17 protein-coding genes are annotated in these 21,234 nt (G+C 69.9%); 12 read left to right on the forward strand and 5 right to left on the reverse strand.

The window, feature by feature from the left end:
- Nucleotide 1: 1 nt before the first annotated feature.
- The 5 genes from feoB to VGF12_RS20265 all read right to left on the reverse strand — a co-directional run bounded on the left by feoB (nt 2) and on the right by VGF12_RS20265 (nt 8,418).
- A complete protein-coding gene (gene feoB, locus VGF12_RS20245; protein ID WP_331177853.1) occupies nt 2-1,870 on the reverse strand; it encodes a ferrous iron transporter B in 1,869 nt (622 codons plus the stop codon).
- The gene (locus VGF12_RS20250; protein ID WP_331177854.1) at nt 1,863-2,126 is read right to left on the reverse strand and encodes a FeoA family protein; all 264 of its coding nucleotides are present in this window, start codon (nt 2,124-2,126) and stop codon (nt 1,863-1,865) included. Before VGF12_RS20250 ends, feoB begins: the two co-directional genes overlap by 8 nt.
- Before the next feature lie 113 nt (nt 2,127-2,239).
- Nucleotides 2,240-6,010 (reverse strand): hybrid sensor histidine kinase/response regulator, encoded by a 3,771-nt coding sequence (locus tag VGF12_RS20255; RefSeq protein ID WP_331177855.1) that lies wholly within the window; start codon nt 6,008-6,010, stop codon nt 2,240-2,242.
- Nucleotides 6,007-7,248, reverse strand: a complete 1,242-nt coding sequence (locus tag VGF12_RS20260) for an urea ABC transporter substrate-binding protein (RefSeq protein ID WP_331177856.1) — start codon at nt 7,246-7,248, stop codon at nt 6,007-6,009. The genes VGF12_RS20255 and VGF12_RS20260 overlap by 4 nt, the downstream gene beginning before the upstream one ends.
- A 3-nt stretch (nt 7,249-7,251) precedes the next feature.
- The gene (locus VGF12_RS20265) at nt 7,252-8,418 is read right to left on the reverse strand and encodes a hybrid sensor histidine kinase/response regulator (RefSeq protein WP_331177857.1); all 1,167 of its coding nucleotides are present in this window, start codon (nt 8,416-8,418) and stop codon (nt 7,252-7,254) included.
- A gap of 138 nt (nt 8,419-8,556) precedes the next feature.
- Here VGF12_RS20265 and VGF12_RS20270 point away from each other — a divergent pair, with 138 nt between their 5' ends.
- The 12 genes from VGF12_RS20270 (at nt 8,557) to VGF12_RS20325 (ending at nt 21,224) form a co-directional block, all read left to right on the forward strand.
- Nucleotides 8,557-10,854 carry a hybrid sensor histidine kinase/response regulator gene (locus VGF12_RS20270; RefSeq protein WP_331177858.1) on the forward strand — a complete coding sequence of 766 codons (2,298 nt, stop codon included), beginning with the start codon at nt 8,557-8,559 and terminating at the stop codon, nt 10,852-10,854.
- Entirely contained in the window at nt 10,851-12,869 is a 2,019-nt protein-coding gene (locus VGF12_RS20275; RefSeq protein WP_331177859.1) for an ATP-binding response regulator, read from the forward strand. Before VGF12_RS20270 ends, VGF12_RS20275 begins: the two co-directional genes overlap by 4 nt.
- Nucleotides 12,866-13,999: a two-component system response regulator gene (locus VGF12_RS20280; RefSeq protein WP_331177860.1), complete on the forward strand. Its 1,134-nt coding sequence runs from the start codon at nt 12,866-12,868 to the stop codon at nt 13,997-13,999. The genes VGF12_RS20275 and VGF12_RS20280 overlap by 4 nt, the downstream gene beginning before the upstream one ends.
- Before the next feature lie 14 nt (nt 14,000-14,013).
- The gene (locus VGF12_RS20285) at nt 14,014-14,754 is read left to right on the forward strand and encodes a sulfurtransferase (protein WP_331177861.1); all 741 of its coding nucleotides are present in this window, start codon (nt 14,014-14,016) and stop codon (nt 14,752-14,754) included.
- Nucleotides 14,751-15,707, forward strand: coding sequence for an alpha/beta hydrolase (locus VGF12_RS20290; RefSeq protein WP_331177862.1), 957 nt, complete (start codon nt 14,751-14,753; stop codon nt 15,705-15,707). Before VGF12_RS20285 ends, VGF12_RS20290 begins: the two co-directional genes overlap by 4 nt.
- Nucleotides 15,708-15,732: 25 nt before the next feature.
- Nucleotides 15,733-16,521: an ABC transporter substrate-binding protein gene (locus VGF12_RS20295; RefSeq protein WP_331177863.1), complete on the forward strand. Its 789-nt coding sequence runs from the start codon at nt 15,733-15,735 to the stop codon at nt 16,519-16,521.
- A gap of 70 nt (nt 16,522-16,591) precedes the next feature.
- Nucleotides 16,592-17,284 carry an ABC transporter permease gene (locus VGF12_RS20300; RefSeq protein WP_331177864.1) on the forward strand — a complete coding sequence of 231 codons (693 nt, stop codon included), beginning with the start codon at nt 16,592-16,594 and terminating at the stop codon, nt 17,282-17,284.
- On the forward strand, nt 17,281-17,967 hold the full coding sequence (locus tag VGF12_RS20305) for an ABC transporter permease subunit (RefSeq protein ID WP_331177865.1): 687 nt from the start codon (nt 17,281-17,283) through the stop codon (nt 17,965-17,967). The genes VGF12_RS20300 and VGF12_RS20305 overlap by 4 nt, the downstream gene beginning before the upstream one ends.
- Before the next feature lie 11 nt (nt 17,968-17,978).
- A complete protein-coding gene (locus VGF12_RS20310; protein WP_331177866.1) occupies nt 17,979-19,100 on the forward strand; it encodes a succinylglutamate desuccinylase/aspartoacylase family protein in 1,122 nt (373 codons plus the stop codon).
- A gap of 156 nt (nt 19,101-19,256) precedes the next feature.
- Nucleotides 19,257-20,024: an ABC transporter ATP-binding protein gene (locus VGF12_RS20315; RefSeq protein WP_331177867.1), complete on the forward strand. Its 768-nt coding sequence runs from the start codon at nt 19,257-19,259 to the stop codon at nt 20,022-20,024.
- A gap of 4 nt (nt 20,025-20,028) precedes the next feature.
- The gene (locus VGF12_RS20320; RefSeq protein ID WP_331177868.1) at nt 20,029-20,385 is read left to right on the forward strand and encodes a YbaN family protein; all 357 of its coding nucleotides are present in this window, start codon (nt 20,029-20,031) and stop codon (nt 20,383-20,385) included.
- Between the two features lie 59 nt (nt 20,386-20,444).
- Entirely contained in the window at nt 20,445-21,224 is a 780-nt protein-coding gene (locus VGF12_RS20325; protein WP_331177869.1) for an SDR family oxidoreductase, read from the forward strand.
- Nucleotides 21,225-21,234: the final 10 nt, after the last annotated feature.

Raw genomic sequence — 21,234 nt, forward strand, 5'->3', positions numbered from 1 at the left:
CTCAGCCGGCACCGAGCATCAGCGCCACACGGTACGTGATGAACGAGGCCAGGTAGGCCAGCCCGAACAGATAGGCCAGCATGATCAGCGGCAGCCGGTACCCGCCGGTCTCGCGCTTCACGGCGGCCAGCGTCGCGATGCACTGCGGCGCGAACACATACCAGGCCAGCAGGGACAGCGCCGTCGCCAGGCTCCAGCTCTGGGCGATCAGCGGCGCCAGAGCCTGCGCGGCTTCGTCACCGGTGGCGGACAGCGCATAGACGGTGCCCAGCGCACTGATGGCCACCTCGCGCGCCGCCAGCCCCGGCACCAGCGCCAGGCTGATCTGCCAGTTGAAACCGATAGGTTCGAAGATCTTCGCCAGGCCCGCGCCCAGCCAGCCGGCAACGCTGTACTGGATGGGTGCGCCCGTCGCACCCTCGGGCGGCGCCGGGAAGCTGGCCAGCAGCCACAGCAAGAGCGTCAGCACCAGGATGATGCCGCCCACGCGCTTGATGAAGATCATCGCGCGCTGCCACAGGCCGACAGCGATGGACCGGGGGTGCGGCCAGTGGTAGTTCGGCAGCTCCATCATCAGCGGCCGGACGAGTCGGCCCGCGCTGGTGAAGCGTTTCAGCACCCAGGCGATGGCGAGCGCCCCCACGATGCCGGCCAGGTACAGGCCGAACAGCACCAGGCCCTGGAGCTCCAGGCCGGCCACCGTGCGCTGCGGCACGAAGGCGCCGATCAGCAAGGCATAGACCGGCAGCCGCGCCGAGCAGGTCATCAGCGGCGCGATCATGATGGTGACGATGCGGTCGCGCGGGTTGGCGATGGAGCGCGTGGCCATGATGCCCGGGATGGCGCAGGCGAAGCTCGACAGCAGCGGGATGAAGCTGCGGCCGGACAGGCCCACGCTGCCCATCAGCCGATCCAGCAGCAGCGCGGCGCGCGGCAGGTAGCCCGACTCCTCCAGCACGAGGATGAAGAAGAACAGGATCAGAATCTGCGGCAGGAAGACCAGCACGCCGCCGGCACCGGCGATGACCCCGTCGACGATGAGGCTGTGGAACCAGCCGGGCGGAATGAAGTTGCCCACCTGTTCGCCCAGCCAGGCCATGCTGGCCTCGATCATCGCCATGGGCTTCTCGGCCCAGGAGAACACGGCCTGGAAGAGCAGGAAGAGCAGCACCGCCAGGATGACTGAGCCGGCCACCGGGTGCAGAAGCACGCGGTCCACGCGGTCGCTGGGCAGGGTGGGCAGTTCATGGTCGAGGTCCAGCGCGCGCAGCCAGGTCTTGACAACGGCGTGGTCGTCGTCGGGCTGCCCGGCGGCGATGGGCGCACCTTCCCACACCTCGGGCCTGTCGAGCAGCGCACGCAGCTCGTCCAGGCCTTCCTTGTGGATGGCGACGGTGCGCACGACGGGCAGGCCCAGTTGCGCGCCCAGCGCCGCAACATCGATCTTGAGGCCGCGGCGGGCAGCCAGGTCGGCCATGTTCAGGGCCACCACCACGGGCATGCCCATGCGGCGCACGGCCAGCAGCAGGCGCAGGTTGCGGCGCAGGTTGGTCGCGTCCAGCACACAGACGACGAGGTCGGGCCGCTTCTCGCCCTTGGCCCGTCCGGCCAGCACGTCGCAGGTGACGCGCTCGTCGGGCGAGCGCGGATGCAGGCTGTAGGTGCCGGGAAGGTCCAGCAGGCGCAGCGTCTTGCCCGCGGTCGTGACAAGGCGCCCTTCCTTGCGCTCGACAGTGACGCCAGCGTAGTTGGCCACCTTCTGGTGGCTCCCGGTCAAGCCATTGAAAAGAGCCGTCTTGCCGCAGTTCGGGTTGCCGACGAGGGCGACGAGCTTGCCGCCGCGATGGACGTGGACGACCGCCTCAGTCATGACGGCGCGTCGTCACGGCGATGCAATCGGCTTCGGCGTGGCGCAGCGCAAACGTCGACTGCCCGACGCGCACGACCAGGTTGCTCGTGCGCAGGGCGCCGCGGCGCAGCACGCGCACGGCCTCTCCCGGCATGAAACCCAGGTCGGCCAGCCAGGCGGCCCACTCCGGCGAATGCTGGGGGGCACGCACCTGCTCGACGGTCAGCGCCTGTCCGGCAGGGGCGGCGGCGAGGCTGGAGGACAGCGGCTCGAACATGGGCAGATCGACAGGCAGTCGGTTTGATGAGAATGATTCTCATTGTACTCCCACCAACCCCCGTCCGGCACGTGGGAACGGGTTTTGCCCGCGAGGTCGTTCCCGTGAACAGCTCAGCGCGGATTGAGACGATCCAGCAACTGGTCGCAGGCCTTCAGCGCCTTGGCGAAATCCAGCCGCGCGACTGCGGCCGCGAGCGACGCCACCTCCGGGCCGAGCTCGTCCGCATAGGCGGCCGCCAACTGTTCGCTGACGGCGACCGAGCGCATGTTGCGCTCCATCAGCAGCTGACGCATCCGGCGCAGGGCCGCGAGCGGGTCGCCGCCGACGCCGGACGGCGCGGCCGGGCCGACGGGCGCAGGCGGTGCGGCCGCGGTGAGCGCCGCCAGCGCGGCCAGGCTCTCGCCCAGCAGCGCACGCAGGGCTGCCAGATCCAGGGCCTCCCCCGCGGCACCGTCACGCAGCGCCTGCTCTTGCCGCCCCGCCTCGGCGGCCAACGCGCTGGCACCGACGACGCCGGCCAAGCCGCGCAAGGTGTGCAGCGTGCGCAGGGCATCGTTGCGGGCCTGCTGCCGCAGATGCCGGTCCAGGGCTTCCATCTCCGCCGGCCCATCCTGGCCGAATGACTTCACCAGACGGTCGTACAACGCCTGTCGCCCGCCGAGCCGCCGCAGCGCCGCTTCGGGCTCCAGCAGGGCACAGCTGGCGGGGGTCGCCGGCGAGACGGGTCCGACGTAGCGGCAAAGGCAGGCAACCAGTTGCGCCAGATCCACCGGCTTGGCGACATGGTCGCGCATGCCGGCGGCCAGGCACGCCTGGCGGTCGGCCTCCATCGCATTGGCCGTCATGGCGATGACGAGGCTGTCCGGCCGACGCGCGAGGATGCGCTGCGTCGCCTCGAAGCCGTCGATGTCGGGCATTTGCACATCCATCAGGATGGCGTCGTAGGCCGGCTCGGCCACGAGGGCGAGGTGCACGCCTTCCACCCCGCCACTGGCCAGCGTGACCACCGCGCCCTCGCCTTCCAGCAGCTCCTGGGCGACCTGCTGGTTGAAGGCGTTGTCCTCGACGATAAGCAACCGCATGCCCGCCAGGCGCTGTTCCTCGGACGCATCGCGCTGCGGCTGCAGGGGCTGCCCACCGGTGGCCTCGGCAACGGCGTCGTACAGCATCGACGCCGTGACCGGCTTGACGAGGTAGCCGCCCAGGCTCTGCATGTCCTGCTCGCTTCGCTCCGCCAGCAACTCGCGGCCATGGGCCGTGACCATGATGATGACCGGCGCATCCGACTCGTGGCTGTCGCGGATGCGGCGCGCGGTTTCCCAGCCGTCCAGCCCCGGCATGCGCCAGTCCATCAGGATGAGCTGGTAACGGGGCTCGCCCCGCTCGGCCGCCTCGTGCACCAGGTCCAGCGCCTGCTCGCCGCTGGCCGCCAGGTCGCAGTCCCAGCCCAGGCTGGCGCCGATGCCTTGCAGCACCTCGCGGGCCATGGGGTTGTCATCGACGATGAGGACCTTGAGGCCGCATTGGGCCGGGTCGGCCTCGTCGCCACCGGCCGGTGCACTCTCCATCGACAGCTCGAAATGGAAACGGCTGCCCTCGCCGACGTGGCTGTCCACCCGCAACTCGCCGCCCATCAGCGAGACCAGGCGGCGGCTGATCGCCAGGCCCAGCCCGGTGCCGCCGTAGCGCCGCGAGGTGCTCTGCTCAGCCTGGCTGAAGCCCTCGAAGATGTGCTCCAGCTTGTCGGGCGCAATGCCAATGCCGGTGTCGCTGACCTCGAAGCGCAGCCGCGCCCGGCCGCCCTCCTCGCCCAGCAGCTTCAGGCCCAGCACCACCTCGCCCCGCTCGGTGAACTTGAGCGCATTGCCGGCCAGGTTGAGCAGCACCTGGCGCAACCGCATCGCATCGCCGACCAGGGCCGGCGGCAGGTGTGGGTCGAGGCGGAACAGCACCTCGATGTCCTTGGCGCCGACGTTGGCCGACAGGATGACGGCCAGCTCCCGCATGAAGTCGCTGAGCTCGAAACGGTGCGGGTCCAGCTCCATCTTGCCGGCCTCGACCTTGGAGAAGTCCAGCACGTCGTTGATGACGGCCAGCAGCGCCTGGGCCGCCGTGCGGGCCTTGCTGGCGTAGTCATGCTGACGCGGCGACAGCTCGGTGCGCATCAGCAGGTTGAGCATGCCCAGCGCGCCGTTCATCGGTGTGCGGATCTCGTGGCTCATGTTGGCCAGGAAGTCGCTCTTGGCCTGGCTGGCCGCCTCGGCTGCGACGCGCGCACGCACGAGCTCCACCTCCGCGCGGTGCCGCTCGGTCACGTCGATAAGCATCTGCACGACGTTGACGAGGCGGCCCCGCCGGTCGCGGATGGCGCTCGCGCTGGCGTCGACGAACAGCTCGCCGCCGCCAGGCAGTGCGAAGCCGCGTTCGAAGCGCACATGCTCCATCCGCCCGCCGGCCAGCCTGCTCAGCTCACCGCCAAGCACGCGCCCCGCGCGGAAGTCGGGCAGGTCGGCGAGCTTGGCGCCATGCAGTTCGCCGGCCTCGCGGCAGAGCATGGCTGTCAGCGCCTGGTTCACGTCGAGGATGGTGCCCTGCGCGTCGCACAGCGCGATGCCGACCTGGGCCCGTTCGAAGACGCCGCGGAAGCGCTGTTCGCTGTCATTCAGCGCACGTGTGCGCTGCTCCACGCGCGCCTCCAGCAGCTGCCGCTCGACGACCAACTGCTCGGTCATGTGGTTGAAACCTCGCGCCAGCTCGCGGAACTCGCGGAAGCCGCAGACCGGCGCGCGCTCGTCCAGCTTGCCGCCGGCGATGCGGGCGACGGCTGCGTTGAGCATCTCCACCGGCTCGACGATGCGACGCCTCAGAAGCAGCCCCAGCGCCGGCGCCAGCAGCAAGGCCAGACCGAAGGCAACGAACAGGCGATCGCGAAGCGCATGCGCCGGCGCAAAGGCCTCGGCCGCGTCCAGGTTGACGGTGATGCCCCAGTCCAGCGCAGGCAGATGGCGCCAAGACGAGATGACCTCAACGCCCGCGTAGTCCCGCATCAGCCCGCTGCCGCTCTCGCCGCGCAGGGCCCGCAGCGCGGGCGGCGCGTCGGGCGCCGCGAGGTCGATGGAACCCGTCAGGCTCTGGCTCGGTGCGCGCCGGAGGTCGTTGATGAAGGCGGCCTTGTCACCGTCGCGCCGCACCAGCACCGTCTCGCCGGCCAGCGCCAGACCCGAACGCTCGGTCGCAACGCGCAGCAGCCGCTCGAGGCCGAGCTGCAGCACGACGCTGCCGAGCACCCGGTCGTTGACCACCACCGGGTGGACGAAGAAGAGGGTCTGCCCCTCCTCGCCGCGCAGGCGCTGCACGGACGTCAGCTGCGCATCCAGCTGGCCGATCGCGCGGCGGTGGGCCGCAAACAACTCGCTGCCCTCGAAGTCGCTGGCGTCCAGGCGCATCGGCCCCGGCGTCGTCGGCGCTTTCATCGCGAAGCTGATGCGGCCATCGGGCTGGACCAGCATCAGGTTGAGGTATTTGCCGGTGTCGTAGAGCCGTTCGAAGAAGGCCCGACTGGCCGCGGGGACACGGCTCGCCGCGGCATCAGCACGCTGCGCCAGCAGCTCGCTGGCATCGCTGGCCTGCGCGACGAGACGGCCATCGATCTGGACCTCGTTGAGGTACTCGTTGATCTCGTAGACCTTCTTGCGCGACAGGACGATCAGCCCCTCGGTCACGGTCTCGCGCAAGCGCTGCTCGAAGTTCACGAGCTGCCACAGCCCCACCACCCCCAGCGGCAGGATGGACAGCAGCACCAAGCCCAGCAACAGCGCAGGCCCGACGCGCCAGGCCGGCCCTGGCGACTCGATGGCGGTCGGTGCCGCTGCGGCGCTCAATGTTGCACCTCGATCCGGACCATCTCGGTCACCCAGTGCTCGGTGGAGCGGAAGGTCGGCCACGGCTCGGGCCTGATGTAGCGCGGCAGGACCAAGACCTCGTCGAGCCGGCCGTCGGGCTTGACCTGCGCGATGCGCAACTGACGCCACAGGTGACGACTGCGGCTGTCCACCGCCGCCGAGCCCTGTGGCCCGACCACGGACTGGTGCAGCACGTTGGTGTTGACGGCATCGGTCTGCGGGCTGCCGAGCTCTCGCACCGCTGCGGCCCAGAGCTGCACGGCGACATAGGCCGACACCGCCGGGTCACTGGCCTGGGTGGCCTCGCCCTGGCTGCGCCGCAACCGCGCCAGAAAGACCTCGTTGGCCGGCCCGGGCTGGGCCTGCAGATAGCTCCAGGCGCTGAAATGCCGGGCCAGCCGCCCGCCATCGAAGGCCTTCATCTCGGGCTCCGCGGCGCCGAGGGACAACAAGGGTAGATCACCCAGGCCGGCCGCGACGAGGGCGTCGAAGAAGGCCTGGTTGCTGTCGCCGCTGATCGCGCTGAGGACGACATCGGGCCGGAGCTGGCGCAGGTCGGCCACGACCTCCCCCATGTCGCTCGCACCCAGCGGCACATAGCGCTCGCCCAGCAGTTGGCCTTCGCCCAACTGGACGAAATCACGCAGCACCGCCCCCAGGCGGCGCTGGTAGAGACCGTCCGTGCCGACCAGGTAGACCCGCCTGCCAAAGCTGCGCATGGCCCAGTCCGTCGCCGGCAGCGCCTGCTGGTTGGGCGTCGGGCCGGTGTACACGATGTGGGCGGACTGCTCCATGCCCTCGTGGGCGGCCGGATAGAAGAACAGGTGGCGGTGGGTTTCGACGACCGGCTTCACGGCCAACCGGCAGGTCGAAGACCAGCAGCCGAAGAGGGCCACCACACGGTCCGAGCCGATGAGGCGCTCGGCGGCGGCGGCCGCGACACGGGGGTCGGAGCGCGAATCCTCGATCTTCAGCTCCACGCGCCGGCCGAGCAGACCGCCACCGGCGTTGAGCTCCTCCACCGCCATCTTGACGGCCGCCACCAGCGGCGCCTCGCTCTTCGCCATCGGGCCGCTGAGCGCGTGCAGCATGCCGATGACGATGGGGTTGCGCTCGTCCTGGCCGGACGACTTCTGCAGGAGTGAAATGACCAGCCCGAGCGCCAGCACCAGGAGCAGGCCGCCCAGCAGCGCCCATCGTGGCCGCAAAGCCCGCATCGCCTATCCCGCGGAGCGCCGCGCCTCGGGCGAGATCATCGGCAGCGTCAGTCTCACCGTCGTGCCGACGCCGGGCGTGGACTCGACCTGGATCTGTCCCCCCAGCGCGAAGGTGACGAGGTTGCGGACGATATAGAGGCCCGGCTCACTGCGATTGAGGCCGAAACGCGTCGAGAAGAAAGGGTCGAAGACGCGGCCCAGCATGCCCGCCGGAATGCCGACGCCGTGGTCCTGCACGGTGATGACGAGCTGGTCGGCCCCCAGGGGCCGCACGCGCAGGTGCACCTCGCCACCGGCCTCACGGTAGGCATGCTTGACGGCGTTCAAGATCAGCGTCGTCAGCACCTTGGCCAATGCGCCGCGGAAGCTCAGCAGGTGCAGGTCATCCCCGACGTCGAGCACGCAGCGCACCTGGTGGGTCTCCTGCACCGGCGCCAGGCTAGCGACGACCTCCTGCACCAGTTCCAGCAACGAGAAGCTGCGGCGCTGGTCGCCAAAGTTGTCGGCCGTGGACTGCAGGAAGGAATCCACGATGGACAGCGTGCGCTGCAGGTTGGACAGCACCAGGCCAACGCTCTCCTCGCTGACGCGCAGGTGCTTGTCGAGGTCGCTGCGCTTGATGTTGCCGGCCTGTGACAGGCCGCGCAACTGGGCCAGGTCGTCCTGCAGCGTGCAAGCCGAGATCAACGCGTTGCCCAGCGGCGAACTCAGCTCTTGGGCGATACCAGCGATGGTGCGGCCGACAGAGGCCAGCTTGTCGCGCTGGAAGAGCTCGATCTGCGAGCGCGCAAAGCTCTCCGAGGCCAGCTTGAGCGCGAGCTGAGTCCGCACGCGCGCCTTCACGACGACGTCGACGAAGGGCTTGGGGATGTAGTCGACAGCGCCGTGGGCGAAGCCCTCGGCCTCGTCGTCGGCGCTGCCCTGAACGGTGACGAAGATGATGGGGATGCCGCGCGTGCGCGGATCGGCCTTCAGGCGGTCACAGACCTCGTAACCGCTCATGTCGGGCATCAGCACGTCGAGCAGGATGAGATCGGGGAGTTGCTGGGCGCAATAGGCCAGCGCCTCGGCGCCGCCGGTGGCCATGGACACTTCGCATTCATCCACCAGCAGTTGGTAGAGCGCGTGGATATTGCTGGGTTGATCGTCGACGACGAGGATGAGGGGCATGGCAGCCCAGGATAACCGCAGCGTCAAGCCCCACGCCACAACCCAGCCCTGGGCTTTCCCCAGGGACCGTGTAGGAAATCCGTCGCACATTTCGCGCATTGCGCACTTCCATAATCGTCCCGTCCACACCACCGTCCAATGCCTCTGCGCACGCTCACGCTCGGTCTCCTCTGGCTTGCCATGGCAGCGCTGGCCGTGCTTTTCCTGCTGCTCTGGAGCCTCCGCGGCAATGGCGGCGCGGCCATCGACGCCGCGTTGGTGATCAATGCCTTGCTGCTCACGCTGCCGCCCTTGTGTCTGTTCGCATGGCGACGAGGCAGGGGCGGGGCGGCCGAGGCCCAGGCTCGCTTCCTGGCCCAGATGAGCCACGAGATCCGCACGCCCATGAATGCCGTCATGGGCATGACCCAGCTCACCCTGCAAACCCAGCTCACGCCCGAGCAGCGCGACCTGCTGACCCGCGCCGATGCCGCCTCGCGCAGCCTGCTTGGCCTGATTAACGACGCCATCGACGTTTCCAAGATCGAGGCGGGCCACATGCAGATCGAGTCGCAGCCGCTGCGGCTGGAGGACGTCGTCGCCCATGCCATCGAGCGCGTGCGGCAGCTTCACGGCAACCCCGACGTGGCGCTGATCTGCGACTGGCCCGACGCCAGCCTGCTGGGTGAGCGCGGCCAGTTGCGCGGCGACGCGCAGCGCCTGCAGCAGGTGCTCGTCAACCTGCTGTCCAACGCGCTCAGGTTCACGCCGTCCGGCCACGTGCTGCTGCGCCTGGCCACCCGCCCGAGCGACCAACTGTGCCCGGTGCCGCTCGACATCACCGTGCAGGACAGCGGCGTCGGCATGAGCGCCGAGCAACTCGATGGCCTGTTCCACGAGCCGGCGCCGAGTGGCCCATCCCTCACGCGCCGCCATGGCAGCTCCGGCCTGAGCCTGGGTCTCACGCGCCGCCTCGTCGAGCTGATGGGCGGCCGGCTGATAGTGCGCAGCCAGCCAGACCGCGGCAGCAGCTTCGAGATCCATCTCGCGCTGCCGCGGGATCCGCACGGCCAGCCACCGGCGCCGCTACGCCCCCAGCGTCTGCTGCTCGCCATGGCCCGCGTCGATAGCCGCGAAGCGACGCTGGCCCTGCTGCGCCACCTCGGTCTCGGCGCGGGGCTGGCCGCCAGTAGCGACGTGGCCGGCACGCTGGCGGCGCTGGCCGAGGCCCGCCAGTCCGGCCAGCCTTTTGACTGGCTGCTGCTGGACTGGCAGTTGCCCGGGCCGGGCGCCACACGCGCCGAACTGCTGGCGCAGTTGCGCCGCGAGCACCCGGCCCTGCGCATCGCCGTGCTGAGCCCGCCTGGCCAGGGCGATGAGCCGGCTCAGGCGCGCGCCTTCGGTGCACGTGCCCTCTGTCCCAAGCCACTGCTGCCCGGGGAGCTGCGCCGCTTGCTGGGCGACGGGCCCGGCGACCGCACCGCAAGCGTGGACCACCAGTCGCTGGACGGGCTGCGGGTGCTGCTCGTCGAGGACCACCCCGTCAACCAGGAGATCGCGCTGCGCCTGCTGAGCAGCCGCGGGGCGCAGGTCGATCTCGCCGCCAACGGCCAGCAGTGCCTGGACCGGCTGCAGGCCCGCGGGCCGGGCGCCTACGACCTCGTGCTGATGGATTTGCAGATGCCCGTCCTCGATGGACTCAGTGCGACGCGCCGGTTGCGTGAACTCCCCGGCTTCGAGAAGCTGCCGGTGCTCGCGATGACGGCCCACGCCCTCGCTGAGGAACGGGCCGCCTGCGTGGCCGCCGGCATGCAGGGGCACATCGCCAAGCCTCTGGACGTGGGTCGCCTGGTGCGTGAGTTGCAGCGATACCGCCCGCCCGCCCCACTCACGCCGCCCCCACTGGTGCTGGACTTGCAGCTCGGCCTGCGCCAGTTCGATGGCCAGACTGCCCTCTATCACCGCACGCTGCAGGGGTTTGCCGACCAGTACGCGGACGGTCTGGCTGCCTGGCCCGGCTGGCTGGGGCGGGGGGAGTGGGCGGAGCTGCGGCGCGCGGCACACACCCTGCAAGGCCTGGCCGCGACGCTGGGCGCCCGGCCGCTGCAGCAGGCCGCCCTGGCGCTGGAGCGCAGCGCGGTCGCCGCCGACGCCGCTGCGGCGGGGCAACTGGAGCACGTCCGGGCCGGTCTGGAGCTGCTGCAGGCCGAGATCCAGGCGGCCCTCGTCCGCCCTTGGGACACGGCCGCGCCGCGTGCCAGCGGGCCGGGCAATGTCGAGGAGCTGCGGCAGTTGCTGGCCCACAGCGACAGCCGGGCGCTGGACTGGTGGCAGGCCCACGGCGCTTCCAGCGGCCTCGACCCCGAACGGCAGCAGCTGTTGGACCGCGCGCTGGCGGCCCTGGACTTCGATGCCGCGGCCCAGGCCCTGGGGCCTTCGACGCAGGGGGGCGCATGAGGGCCGGGCTCATCGTCCTCGGCCCGCTGGGCACGCGCTGGCTGTTCGCCATCGTCGTGGCATCGGCGCTGCTCGCCTGGACCAGCGAGGCGGTGACGGGCGTCATCGAACCGAGCGACCGCATCGCCTACCCGCTGATCGTCACCGCCTTCGCGGCCCTAACGCTGCTGGTGTGGCGCCAGCCGCAGCGGCTGCCCCTTTGGCAGCGCAGCGGCGTCACGCTGCTTGCGCTTTATTTCAGCGTCACCATGCTGGTTTTCACGCTGGGCGACGGCCCCGGGCCCAGCCTGTACACCCTGGGCAGTTTCGCGCCCTGGGCCATGGTCAGCACCCTGCTGCTGTTCACGACCTGGCGTGCCCGCGAAGCGCTGCGCATCTCGCTGGGCTTGCTCGCCATCATGCTGGCCCCCCCGACGCTGGTGCGCTTCCTTGGCACGCCGCCGATCTGGCTCGTCGAGGGCTGGCCGCTGATCGCCAATCTGGCGCTGTGCCAGACCATGTTCTGCGTCGCGCTGTGGAGCCTGTCGCGCCAGCTCGGGCGCCTGACGCAGCTCGCACCGTCCGCGGGCGCCCTGGCCACTGCCGACGACCTCGTCGCCGCCCGCGTGATCGAGCTGGAGCGCTCACGCGCGGCGGCTGAGGCGGCGTCGCGCGCCAAGTCGAACTTCCTCGCCAATATCGGCCATGAGATCCGCACGCCGATGAACACCGTGCTCGGCCAGACACGGCTGCTGCTGGCAGGCCGCCTGCCGGCCGACCAGCGTGCGCGGCTGCAGGAGGTGGCCACGGCGGGCGAATCGCTGGTCAAGCTCATCGACGGCTTGCTGGACTACGCCGACCTGGATGCCGGTCGCATGCAACTGGGTGCCGACCCGCTGCACCTGGAACAGCTGCTGGCCCACGCCTTCGACGCCGTCCGGCCGGCAGCTCAGGCCAAGCACCTGGACCTGATCTGCGAGATCGCACCCGAGCTGCTGGGTGAGGCGGGCGCACGATGCGGCGACGCAGTGCGACTGACCCAGCTCGTCACGGAGCTGCTGGTCAACGCCGTCAAGTTCACGTCAAGCGGCCAGGTCAGGCTCAGCGTGGCCCTTGACGCTGCCCGGGGCTGGGTGCTGCGGGTGCGCGACAGCGGGGTGGGACTGGGACCCGAGCAGCTCGCCCGGCTGTTCACGCCGTTTGCCCAGGCGGAAGCCGGCGCGACGCGGCGCTTTGGCGGCACGGGCCTGGGCCTGGCCGTCTGTCGGGCGTTGGCCGAGCGCATGGGTGGCTCGCTCACTGCACGCAGCACACCGGGCCAGGGCAGCGAGTTCGAGCTGACGCTGCCGCCCTCGCCCTGCCCCGGCTTCAATCTGCCACCGCTGCCGGTGGCGCGTCGCATGTTGCTGGTCCAGGCGGCGCACAGTAGCGGCCACGATGCGCTGGTGGCGCTGCTGAAGTCGCTGGCGCCGTCGACCCGCGTGGACGTGCTGGGCCAGGGCCGCCAGGCACTGGCCCGCCTCGTGGCCGTGCCGGCCGACCAGCCCTACGACCTCGTCCTCATCGATTGGGTGCTGCCGGACATGGAGGGCGGCGAGCTGCTGGCGCGACTCGCCCAGAGCGGCCCGCCGCGCGCGCGGCGCACGGTGCTGCTGAGCGCGTTCGACACGCCGGTACTGCGCGAACGCGCCCGGCGCCAGGGCGCCGAGACGCTGGCGGCCAAACCGCTGCTGCCGCACACGCTGCGCCGCCTTCTGGACCTGGAGCGCCCGCTGCCGGCTGAGCAGCCACTGTCCACCGCGCCCGCCCCGGCCCTTGGCGGCATGGCCTCGGCGGCGCTGTTCAACGAACTCGACGCCCTGCTCGGCGAAGCCGACAGCCAGGCGCTGACGCTCTGGGAACAGCACGAATCCGCCATCATCGACGCCCTGCCTGCCCACCAGGCCAAGGCCCTGGCCGGCGCCATGCAGCGTTTCGATTTCGATGGAGCCCAGGCCGCGCTGCGCGGCGCAATGCAGGACGCAGCGAAACCATGACGATGATGCCGCCCAAGCCTCCACAACCGGCCGATGCCTTCACTCAGCCGACCACGCAGGCCACTGTCCTCGTCGTCGACGACACGCCCGCCAACCTGACACTGCTGGCCCAGGTGCTCAAGCCCAGCTACCGCGTGCAGCTCGCCGTCAGCGGCGCCAAGGCGCTGGAGATCTGCCGTCGCCAGCCGCCCGACCTCGTGGTGCTCGACGTGATGATGCCGGAGCTCGACGGCTACGAGGTCTGCCGCCAGCTCAAGGCCGACCCGGCCACGCGCCGCGTGCCGGTCATCTTCCTGACCGCCCTGACCCGCCCCGAGGACGAGAGCGCCGGCTTCGAGGCTGGCGGCGCCGACTTCATCCACAAGCCCTTCAACCCGGCCACCGTGCGGGCCCGGGTGCGCACCCATCTGCAGCTCAAGCTCGCCGAGGACCAGTTGCTGCGCCACAACGCCGAGCTGAGCGGCGAGCTCGGCGCCCGCCGGCGCGAGGTCGAGCGACTGCGCGACACCACGCTCTTCGTCATGGTGAGCCTGGCCGAGTTCCGCGACGCCGACACCGGGAACCACATTCAGCGAACCCAGGAGTACGTGCGCACGCTGGCGCAGTGGTTTGCCGCCCAGCCGGATGGCCCAGCCGACCTGACCGAACTCGCCATCGACGAGCTGGCCAAGGCGGCGCCGCTGCACGACATCGGCAAGGTCGCCATCCCGGACGGCATCCTGCTCAAACCGGGCCGGCTGTCGCCCGACGAGTGGGAGATCATGAAGACCCATGCTGAGCATGGTGCCGACTTGCTGCAACGCGCCATCGACCGCCTCGGCGACGATGCCGGCCTGATGCTGACCTTCGGCAAGCAGATCGCCCGGCACCATCACGAGAAATGGGACGGCAGCGGCTACCCAGACGGCTTGGCCGGCGAGGCCATCCCACTGGCCGCGCGGCTGATGGCCGTGGCCGATGTCTACGACGCGCTGATCAGCGTGCGGCCCTACAAGAAGGCCCTGACCCACGATGAGGCGCTGGCCTTCATCCGGGACGGTGCCGGCAGCCATTTCGACCCGCGCGTCGTCGAAGCGCTGGACGCCTGCCTGGACCAGGTACGCGCCATCGCCTCCCGGTGGGCGGATTGATAATCCAGTCCCTCATGCAGTCCGCACCCATCCTCAACATCTCCTGCTACCTCTTCGTCTCGCTGGCCGACACGGCCGCGCTGCGCGAGCGCCTGCACGCGCGGGCCGACAGCTTGGGCCTCAAGGGCACGGTGCTGATCGCCGAGGAAGGCATCAACCTCTTTCTCGCGGGCCCGGCCGACGCCGTGAATGCCTGGGTGGACGAGTTGCGCGCCGATCCTCGGTTCGCGGCGCTGGTGCCCAAGGAAAGCTGGAGCGAGGCCCAGCCCTTCCAGCGCTTGAAGGTCAAGGTCAAGGCCGAAATCATCCGCATGAACCGTCCCGCCGTCCGCCCTGACCGGGCGGCGCGGGCTCCCGCACTGCCACCCGCGACGCTGGCACGCTGGCTGGACCAGGGCCATGACGACGCCGGCCGCGAGGTCGTCATGCTGGACACCCGCAATGGCTTCGAGGTCGACCATGGCGCCTTTGACGGTGCCATCGACTGGCGCCTGCACAAGTTCAGCGACTTCCCCGACGCGCTGGCCGCCCACCGCGACGAACTGGCTGGCAAGACGGTGGTGAGCTACTGCACCGGTGGCATCCGCTGCGAGAAGGCCGCCATGGTGCTGGAGGAGCAAGGCCTGACTGCCTGGCAACTGGACGGCGGCATCCTGAAGTATTTCGAGGACACCGGCGGCAAGCACTATCACGGCGGCTGTTTCGTCTTCGACGAGCGCGAGTCGCTGGCGCCGGACTTGAGTCCCGTCGAGTGAGCAGCCGCGTCACGGAATTCCTGCTCAAGGCCGTCGGCATCCTCCTGATGCTGGCGGCGTTGGGCTTTGCCGTCAGCAAGGCGCCCGACCGCTCGCTGGAAAGCCTGGTGCCGCGCTGGGCGCCGCCACCGTCCGACTTCGTTGAGCTGGACGGCCTGCTCGTCCACTACCGAGACGAAGGCCCCAGTGGCGATCCCCTGCCCCTGGTCCTCATCCACGGCACCAGCGCCAGCCTGCACACCTGGGAAGGCTGGGTGGCCGAGCTCAAGCCCACGCGCCGCGTCATCACCCTCGACCTGCCCGGCTTCGGCCTGACGGGCCCGAACGCCGACAACGACTACAGCGACGCCCGCTACATCGCCTTCATGCGCCAGTTCCTCTCCCGCCTGGGTGTGGGCCGGGCCATCGTCGGTGGCAATTCGCTGGGTGGCGAGATCGCCTGGCAACTGGCCCTGGCCGACCCACCCCTCGTCGCCGGCCTGGTGCTGGTGGACGCGGCGGGCTTCGATTTCGTGCCCGAGTCCCTGCCGTTGGGCTTCCGGATCGCGCGCACGCCGGTGTTGCGCGAGCCCATGCGCTGGCTGCTGCCGCGCCGCGCCATCGAGGACAGCGTGCTCGACGTCTACGGCGACCCGGGCAAGGTGAGCGCGGCGCTGGTGGACCGCTACTACGAGCTGGCGTTGCGCGAGGGCAACCGCGTCGCGCTGATGCGGCGCATGGACCAGGTCGCACCCGGCCCCGTTAAGCGGCTGCCCGAGATCAAGGTACCCACTCTCATCCTCTGGGGCGGCAAGGACCGGCTGATCCCACCGCGCTGGGGCCAGGCGTTTGAAAAGGCCATCCCCGGCAGCCAGCTGGTGGTTTTCCCGAACCTCGGCCATGTGCCTCAGGAGGAGGACCCGGCTGCTACCCTTGCGGCCTTGCGCGACTGGCTGCCTCAGGTCGCCCGCTGAACCCGTCTCACCCGAGAGGTCCGACATGAAGAAACGTTCCCTGCTCGCATTGGCCCTGCTGGCCGCAACAAGCCTCGCCCAGGCCCAGGCCCCCGAGTGGAAGAAGCTGCGCATTGGCGTCGAGGGCGCCTACCCGCCGTTCTCCGAGATCGGGCCGGACGGCAAGCTCAAGGGCTTCGAGATCGAGCTGCTGCAGGCCTATTGCGCCGAGATGAAGGCCCAGTGCACGCTGGTGCAGCAGGACTTCGACGGGCTGATCCCCGCCCTGCAGTCGCGCAAGGTGGATGCCATCTTCGCCAGCGTCTCCATCACCGAGGAGCGCCAGAAGACCATCGCCTTCTCCAAGCCTTACTACAACACGCCGGCCCGCCTTGTCGCCAAGGCTGGCACCAAGCTCGATCCCACGGCCGCAGGCCTGAAGGGCAAGAAGATCGGCGTCCAGCGCGGCACCACGCACGAGACCTACGCGGCCAAGACGTTCACGCAGAGCGAGATCGTGCGCTACGGCAGCCAGGATCAGGTCTTCCTGGACCTGAAGAGCGGCCGCATCGACGCCACGCTGATGGACTCGCCCGCCGCCGATTTCGGCTTCCTGAAGAAGCCCGAGGGCAAGGGCTTCGCCTTCGCCGGCCCGGCCATCCTGGACGACAAGATCTTCGGCGTCGGCACGGGCGTGGGCATGCGCAAGGCCGACGAGGCCACGCTGGGCAAGAAGTTCAACGCCGCCATCGACGCGCTGCAGGCCAACGGCACGTTCAAGAAGCTGGCCGGCAAGTACTTCGACTACGACATCGCGCCACGCACCAAGCAGTAACGCGCGACGCTGGCGCTGACCGCGCACGGCGCTTCCCACACGGTCGCCCCCGGGCGCCGACGCACTTCCCATGTTGTTGCACGGATTCCTCCCCAGCCTGCTCCAAGGCGCCGCGATCACGCTGGCCGTGGCGCTGTCCTCCCTCGCCATCGCGGCCCTGCTGGGCCTGAGCGGCGCCCTGGCCAAGCTGTCACGCTCGCGCATCGCACAGGGCGTGGCGGCCACCTACACGACGCTGATCCGCGGCGTGCCCGACCTCGTGCTGATGCTGCTGATCTTCTATGGCGGCCAGGTGGCAGTGAACACGGTCGCGCCCATGCTGGGCCACGAGGACTACATCGACATCGATCCCTTCCTTGCCGGCGTGCTGACCATCGGGTTCATCTTTGGCGCCTACCTGACCGAGGCCTTCCGCGGCGCCTTCCTGGCCGTACCGCCGGGCCAGCGCGAGGCCGGACTTGCCTATGGCATGAGCCCGCGCCAGGTGCTGTGGCGCATCACGCTGCCGCAGATGCTGCGCCATGCGCTACCGGGTGTCTCCAACAACTGGCTGGTGCTGCTCAAGAGCACGGCCATCGTGTCCATCATCGGCCTGTCCGACCTGATGACGCGCGGCCAGCAGGCCGCCGGCACCACGCGCGAACCCTTCAGCTTCTACCTCGCCGTGGCGTTGATCTACCTCGTCTTCACGAGCTTGTCCGAGCTCGCCTTCGGCTGGGCGCAGCGGCGTCTGGCCATCGGCGTGAAGGAGGGCCAGTTGTGAACTTCGAAGCCATCGTCGAGAACCTCCCGCTCTACCTGTCGGGCCTGCTCGTCACGCTGAAGCTGCTGTCGCTGTCACTGGCCTGCGGCCTGCTGCTGGCCCTGCCGCTGGCCGTCGTGCGCACCGTCTCCAGGGGCTGGGCGTCGCGGCTGGTCTGGGTCTACACCTATGCCTTCCGCGGTACGCCCATGCTGGTGCAACTGTTCCTGTGCTACTACGGCCTGGCGCAGTTCGATGCGGTGCGCGAAAGCTGGGCCTGGCCCTGGCTGTCGTCGGCCTCCTTCTGCGCCTGGCTGACGTTCACCCTGAACACGGCCGCCTACACCACCGAGATCATTGCAGGCAGCATCCGCGCGCTACCGGCTGGCGAGATCGAGGCCGCCAAGGCGCTGGGCATGGGCCGCAGCCTGATGCTGCGCCGCATCGTGCTGCCCGCAGCGCTGCGCCGCGCGCTGCCGGCCTACGGCAACGAGGCCATCTTCATGCTGCATGGCACCGCACTGGCCAGCGTCGTCACGCTGCTGGACGTGACCGGCGCCGCTCGCGCCGTCAATGCCAAGTACTACCTGCCCTTCGAAGCCTTCATCACGGCAGGCGCCTTCTACTTCGTTCTCACGCTGGGCCTGGTCGGCCTGTTCCGCTGGGCCGAAGCGCGCTGGCTCAAGCCGATGATGAGCCGCTAAAGCACACCGCCATGCAAGTCACCCGACACCCCCTGCTCTCCCCCGCCCCCGGCACCCAGCGCGAGCTGGTCTCGCTGCACTACGGTCAGCCCGGCAGCGCTGCAGGCAAGGCCTACCTCCAGGCCTCGCTGCATGCCGACGAACTGCCCGGCATGCTGGTCGCCTACCACCTGCGCCAGCAGCTCGACGCGCTGGACGCGGCCGGCCAGGTCACTGGCGAGATCGTGCTGGTGCCCATGGCCAACCCCATCGGCCTGAGCCAGCACCTGCTGCACCTGCACCTGGGCCGCTTCGAACAGACCACGGGCGAGAACTTCAACCGCCACTACCCGGACCAGATCGCCGCCGCGGCCGACGCCGCAGCGCCTGAACTGGGGGCCGACGCAGCCGCCAACGTCGCCTCGCTGCGGCGTGCGCTGAAGGCCGCCGTGACCGCGGCGCCCGTGGAGACCGAGCTGCAGTCCCTTCGCCGCACGCTGATGGGCCTGTCCTGCGATGCCGACATCGTGCTGGACCTGCACTGTGACGCCCAGGCGCTGATGCACCTCTACACCGAGACGCCCTGCTGGCCCGACTGCGAGCCGCTGGCGCGCTTCCTCGGCGCCCGCGTGACGCTGCTGGCCCAGGACTCGGGCGACAACCCCTTCGACGAAGCCTGCTCGCAGGTGTGGTGGAAGTGGGCCAAGCATTTCGGCGACAAGCACCCGATTCCGCAGGCCTGCATGTCGGTCACGGTGGAGTTGCGCGGCGCCACCGACGTGACGCATGAACTGGCGGCGGCCGACGCCAAGAACATCATCGACTTCCTGCGCTGGCGCGGCCTGATCGCCGGCGACAAGCCGGCCTTGCCCGCGCCACAGGGAGAGGCGCGCCCGCTGGCCGGCAGCATGCCCATCTACGCCCCCAAGCCTGGCGTGCTGACCTTCCTCAAGGAGGTCGGCGCCGAGGTCAAGGCTGGCGAAGTGCTCGCCCATGTCATCGACCCCATCACGGCGGAAGTGACGGAGCTGAAGAGTCCCGTCGACGGGCTGCTGTTCGCCCGCGACTTCCTGCGCTTCGCGTTTGCCGGCATGCGCGTGGCCAAGGTCTCGGGCCGCGAGGCCAAGCGCACCGGCAAGCTGCTCGGCGCATGACATGACGCCCTCGCCCCACCCGGCCCCGCTGAACGCGGGCAGGTCCGGTCGGCCCCTCGGGGGGGACGGCGAGGGTCGCGACATCGAGCCGCCGGCATCACTCGTGCGGGCTGGCTTGGCGACGGTCCAGCGCGCGGCCCGTAAAGAAGAACTGACATGACGATCCAACTCCAGGCCACCGACATCCACAAGCGCTTCGGCGAGCGCGAGGTGCTCAAGGGCATCTCACTGAGCGCCCGCCGCGGCGACGTCGTCACGCTGATCGGCTCCTCCGGCTCGGGCAAGAGCACCTTTCTGCGCTGCCTCAACCTGCTGGAGCAGCCGCACGAGGGCCAGCTCAGCCTGGGCGGTGAGAGCCTCAAGCTCGCACGCGACCGTGACGGCAGCCTGAAGGCCGTCGATGCCAAGCAGCTGCAGCGCTGGCGCGCGCGGCTGGCGATGGTGTTCCAGAACTTCAACCTGTGGGCCCACATGACGGTGCTGGAGAACGTCATCGAGGCGCCCGTGCACGTGCTGGGCAAGCCCAAGGCAGAAGCCATCGAGCGCGCACGAGCGCTGCTTGCGCGCGTGGGCGTCGCGCACCGCGCCGACGTCTACCCCGCGCAGCTGTCGGGCGGCGAACAGCAGCGCGTGGCCATCGCCCGCGCGCTGGCGGTCGACCCCGAAGTCATGCTTTTCGACGAGCCCACCTCCGCGCTGGACCCGGAGCTGGTCGGCGAGGTCCTCAAGGTCATGCGCGACCTCGCAGCCGAGGGCCGCACGATGATCGTCGTGACTCACGAGATGGGGTTCGCCCGCGAGGTCTCCAACCATTGCCTCTTCCTGCACCAGGGCCGCGTCGAGGAAGAAGGCAACCCCAAGGAAATGCTGCTGCGTCCGCAGTGCGAGCGTCTGCAGCAGTTTCTCAGCGGTGGGTTGAAGTAGCGCAGTGCACAAGCTGCTGTGGCGGGTGCTGGCGCTACTGAGCCTCGCGTTGGCGTTGCTCGGCGTGGTGCTGCCGGTGTTGCCGACGGTGCCCTTCCTGCTGCTGGCCGCCTGGGCCGCCGGAAAGGGCTGGCCGGCGCTGGAGGTCTGGTTGCTCGAACATCCGCGCCACGGCCCCAGCATCCGCGCCTGGCGGGAGCGCGGCATCGTGCCGCGCCGGGCCAAGTGGCTGGCCAGCGGGATGATGGTGGCCAGCGCGGTCGTGCTGGTGCTGTCGCCAGTGCACCTGGCGGCCAAGATCGGCGCGCCCGCGCTGATGCTTGCCGTGGCCACCTGGCTCTGGTGTCGGCCGGAACGCTAGCCGCCCCAGCGACGGGCAGGCCCTAGACTGCCCCGGCAGTACACCTCGGGGAAACGCACATGACGATGGAACGCAAGGTCGCGCTGATCACCGGTGGTGGCACGGGCGTCGGCGCCGCCACCGCACTGCTGCTGGCGCGCAGGGGCTACAACCTGCTCGTCAACTACTCGCGCAGTGCCGAGGAGGCCGAAGCCAGCGCCACGGCCTGCCGCGAGGCGGGGGCCGACGTGTGGGTGATGCGGGGCGATGTCTCGCAGGACGCCGACTGCCGCGCCCTCGCGCAGGCCGTCATCGACCGCTGGGGCCGCCTGGATGCGCTCGTCAACAACGCCGGCGTCTCGGTCTTCGGCATGGCGGCCGAGTGGGATGCGCTGGATGCAGAGACCTTCCAGCACATCCTGGGCGTCAACGCGCTGGGCAGCTTCCAGATGGTGCGAGCCTGCGTGGCGCACCTGAAGGCCGCCCAGGGCTGCATCGTCAACGTGTCATCCGTGGCCGGCGCGCTGGGCGTGGGATCGTCCATGCCCTACATCGCCTCCAAAGGCGCCGTCAATGCAATGACGCTGCACCTGGCCCGTGCCCTGGCGCCGGCCGTGCGCGTGAACGCCGTCTGCCCCGGCCTCATCACCACGCGCTGGTTCGTCCAGGGCGTGGGACAGGAGGGCTACGAGAAAGGCCTCAAGGCCTACGAGGCCGGCGTGCCGCTACAGCGCGCCTGCTCACCCGAGGACGTCGCCGAAGCCATCGCCTGGCTGGTCGATGGCGCCCGGACGGTGACGGGCGAACTGCTGCTGCTGGACAGCGGCATGCACCTGGCGGGCGTGCAGCCGCCGCGCTGACGCGGCGGCG

Source organism: Roseateles sp. (assembly GCF_036404855.1).
Taxonomy (GTDB): domain Bacteria; phylum Pseudomonadota; class Gammaproteobacteria; order Burkholderiales; family Burkholderiaceae_C; genus Pelomonas.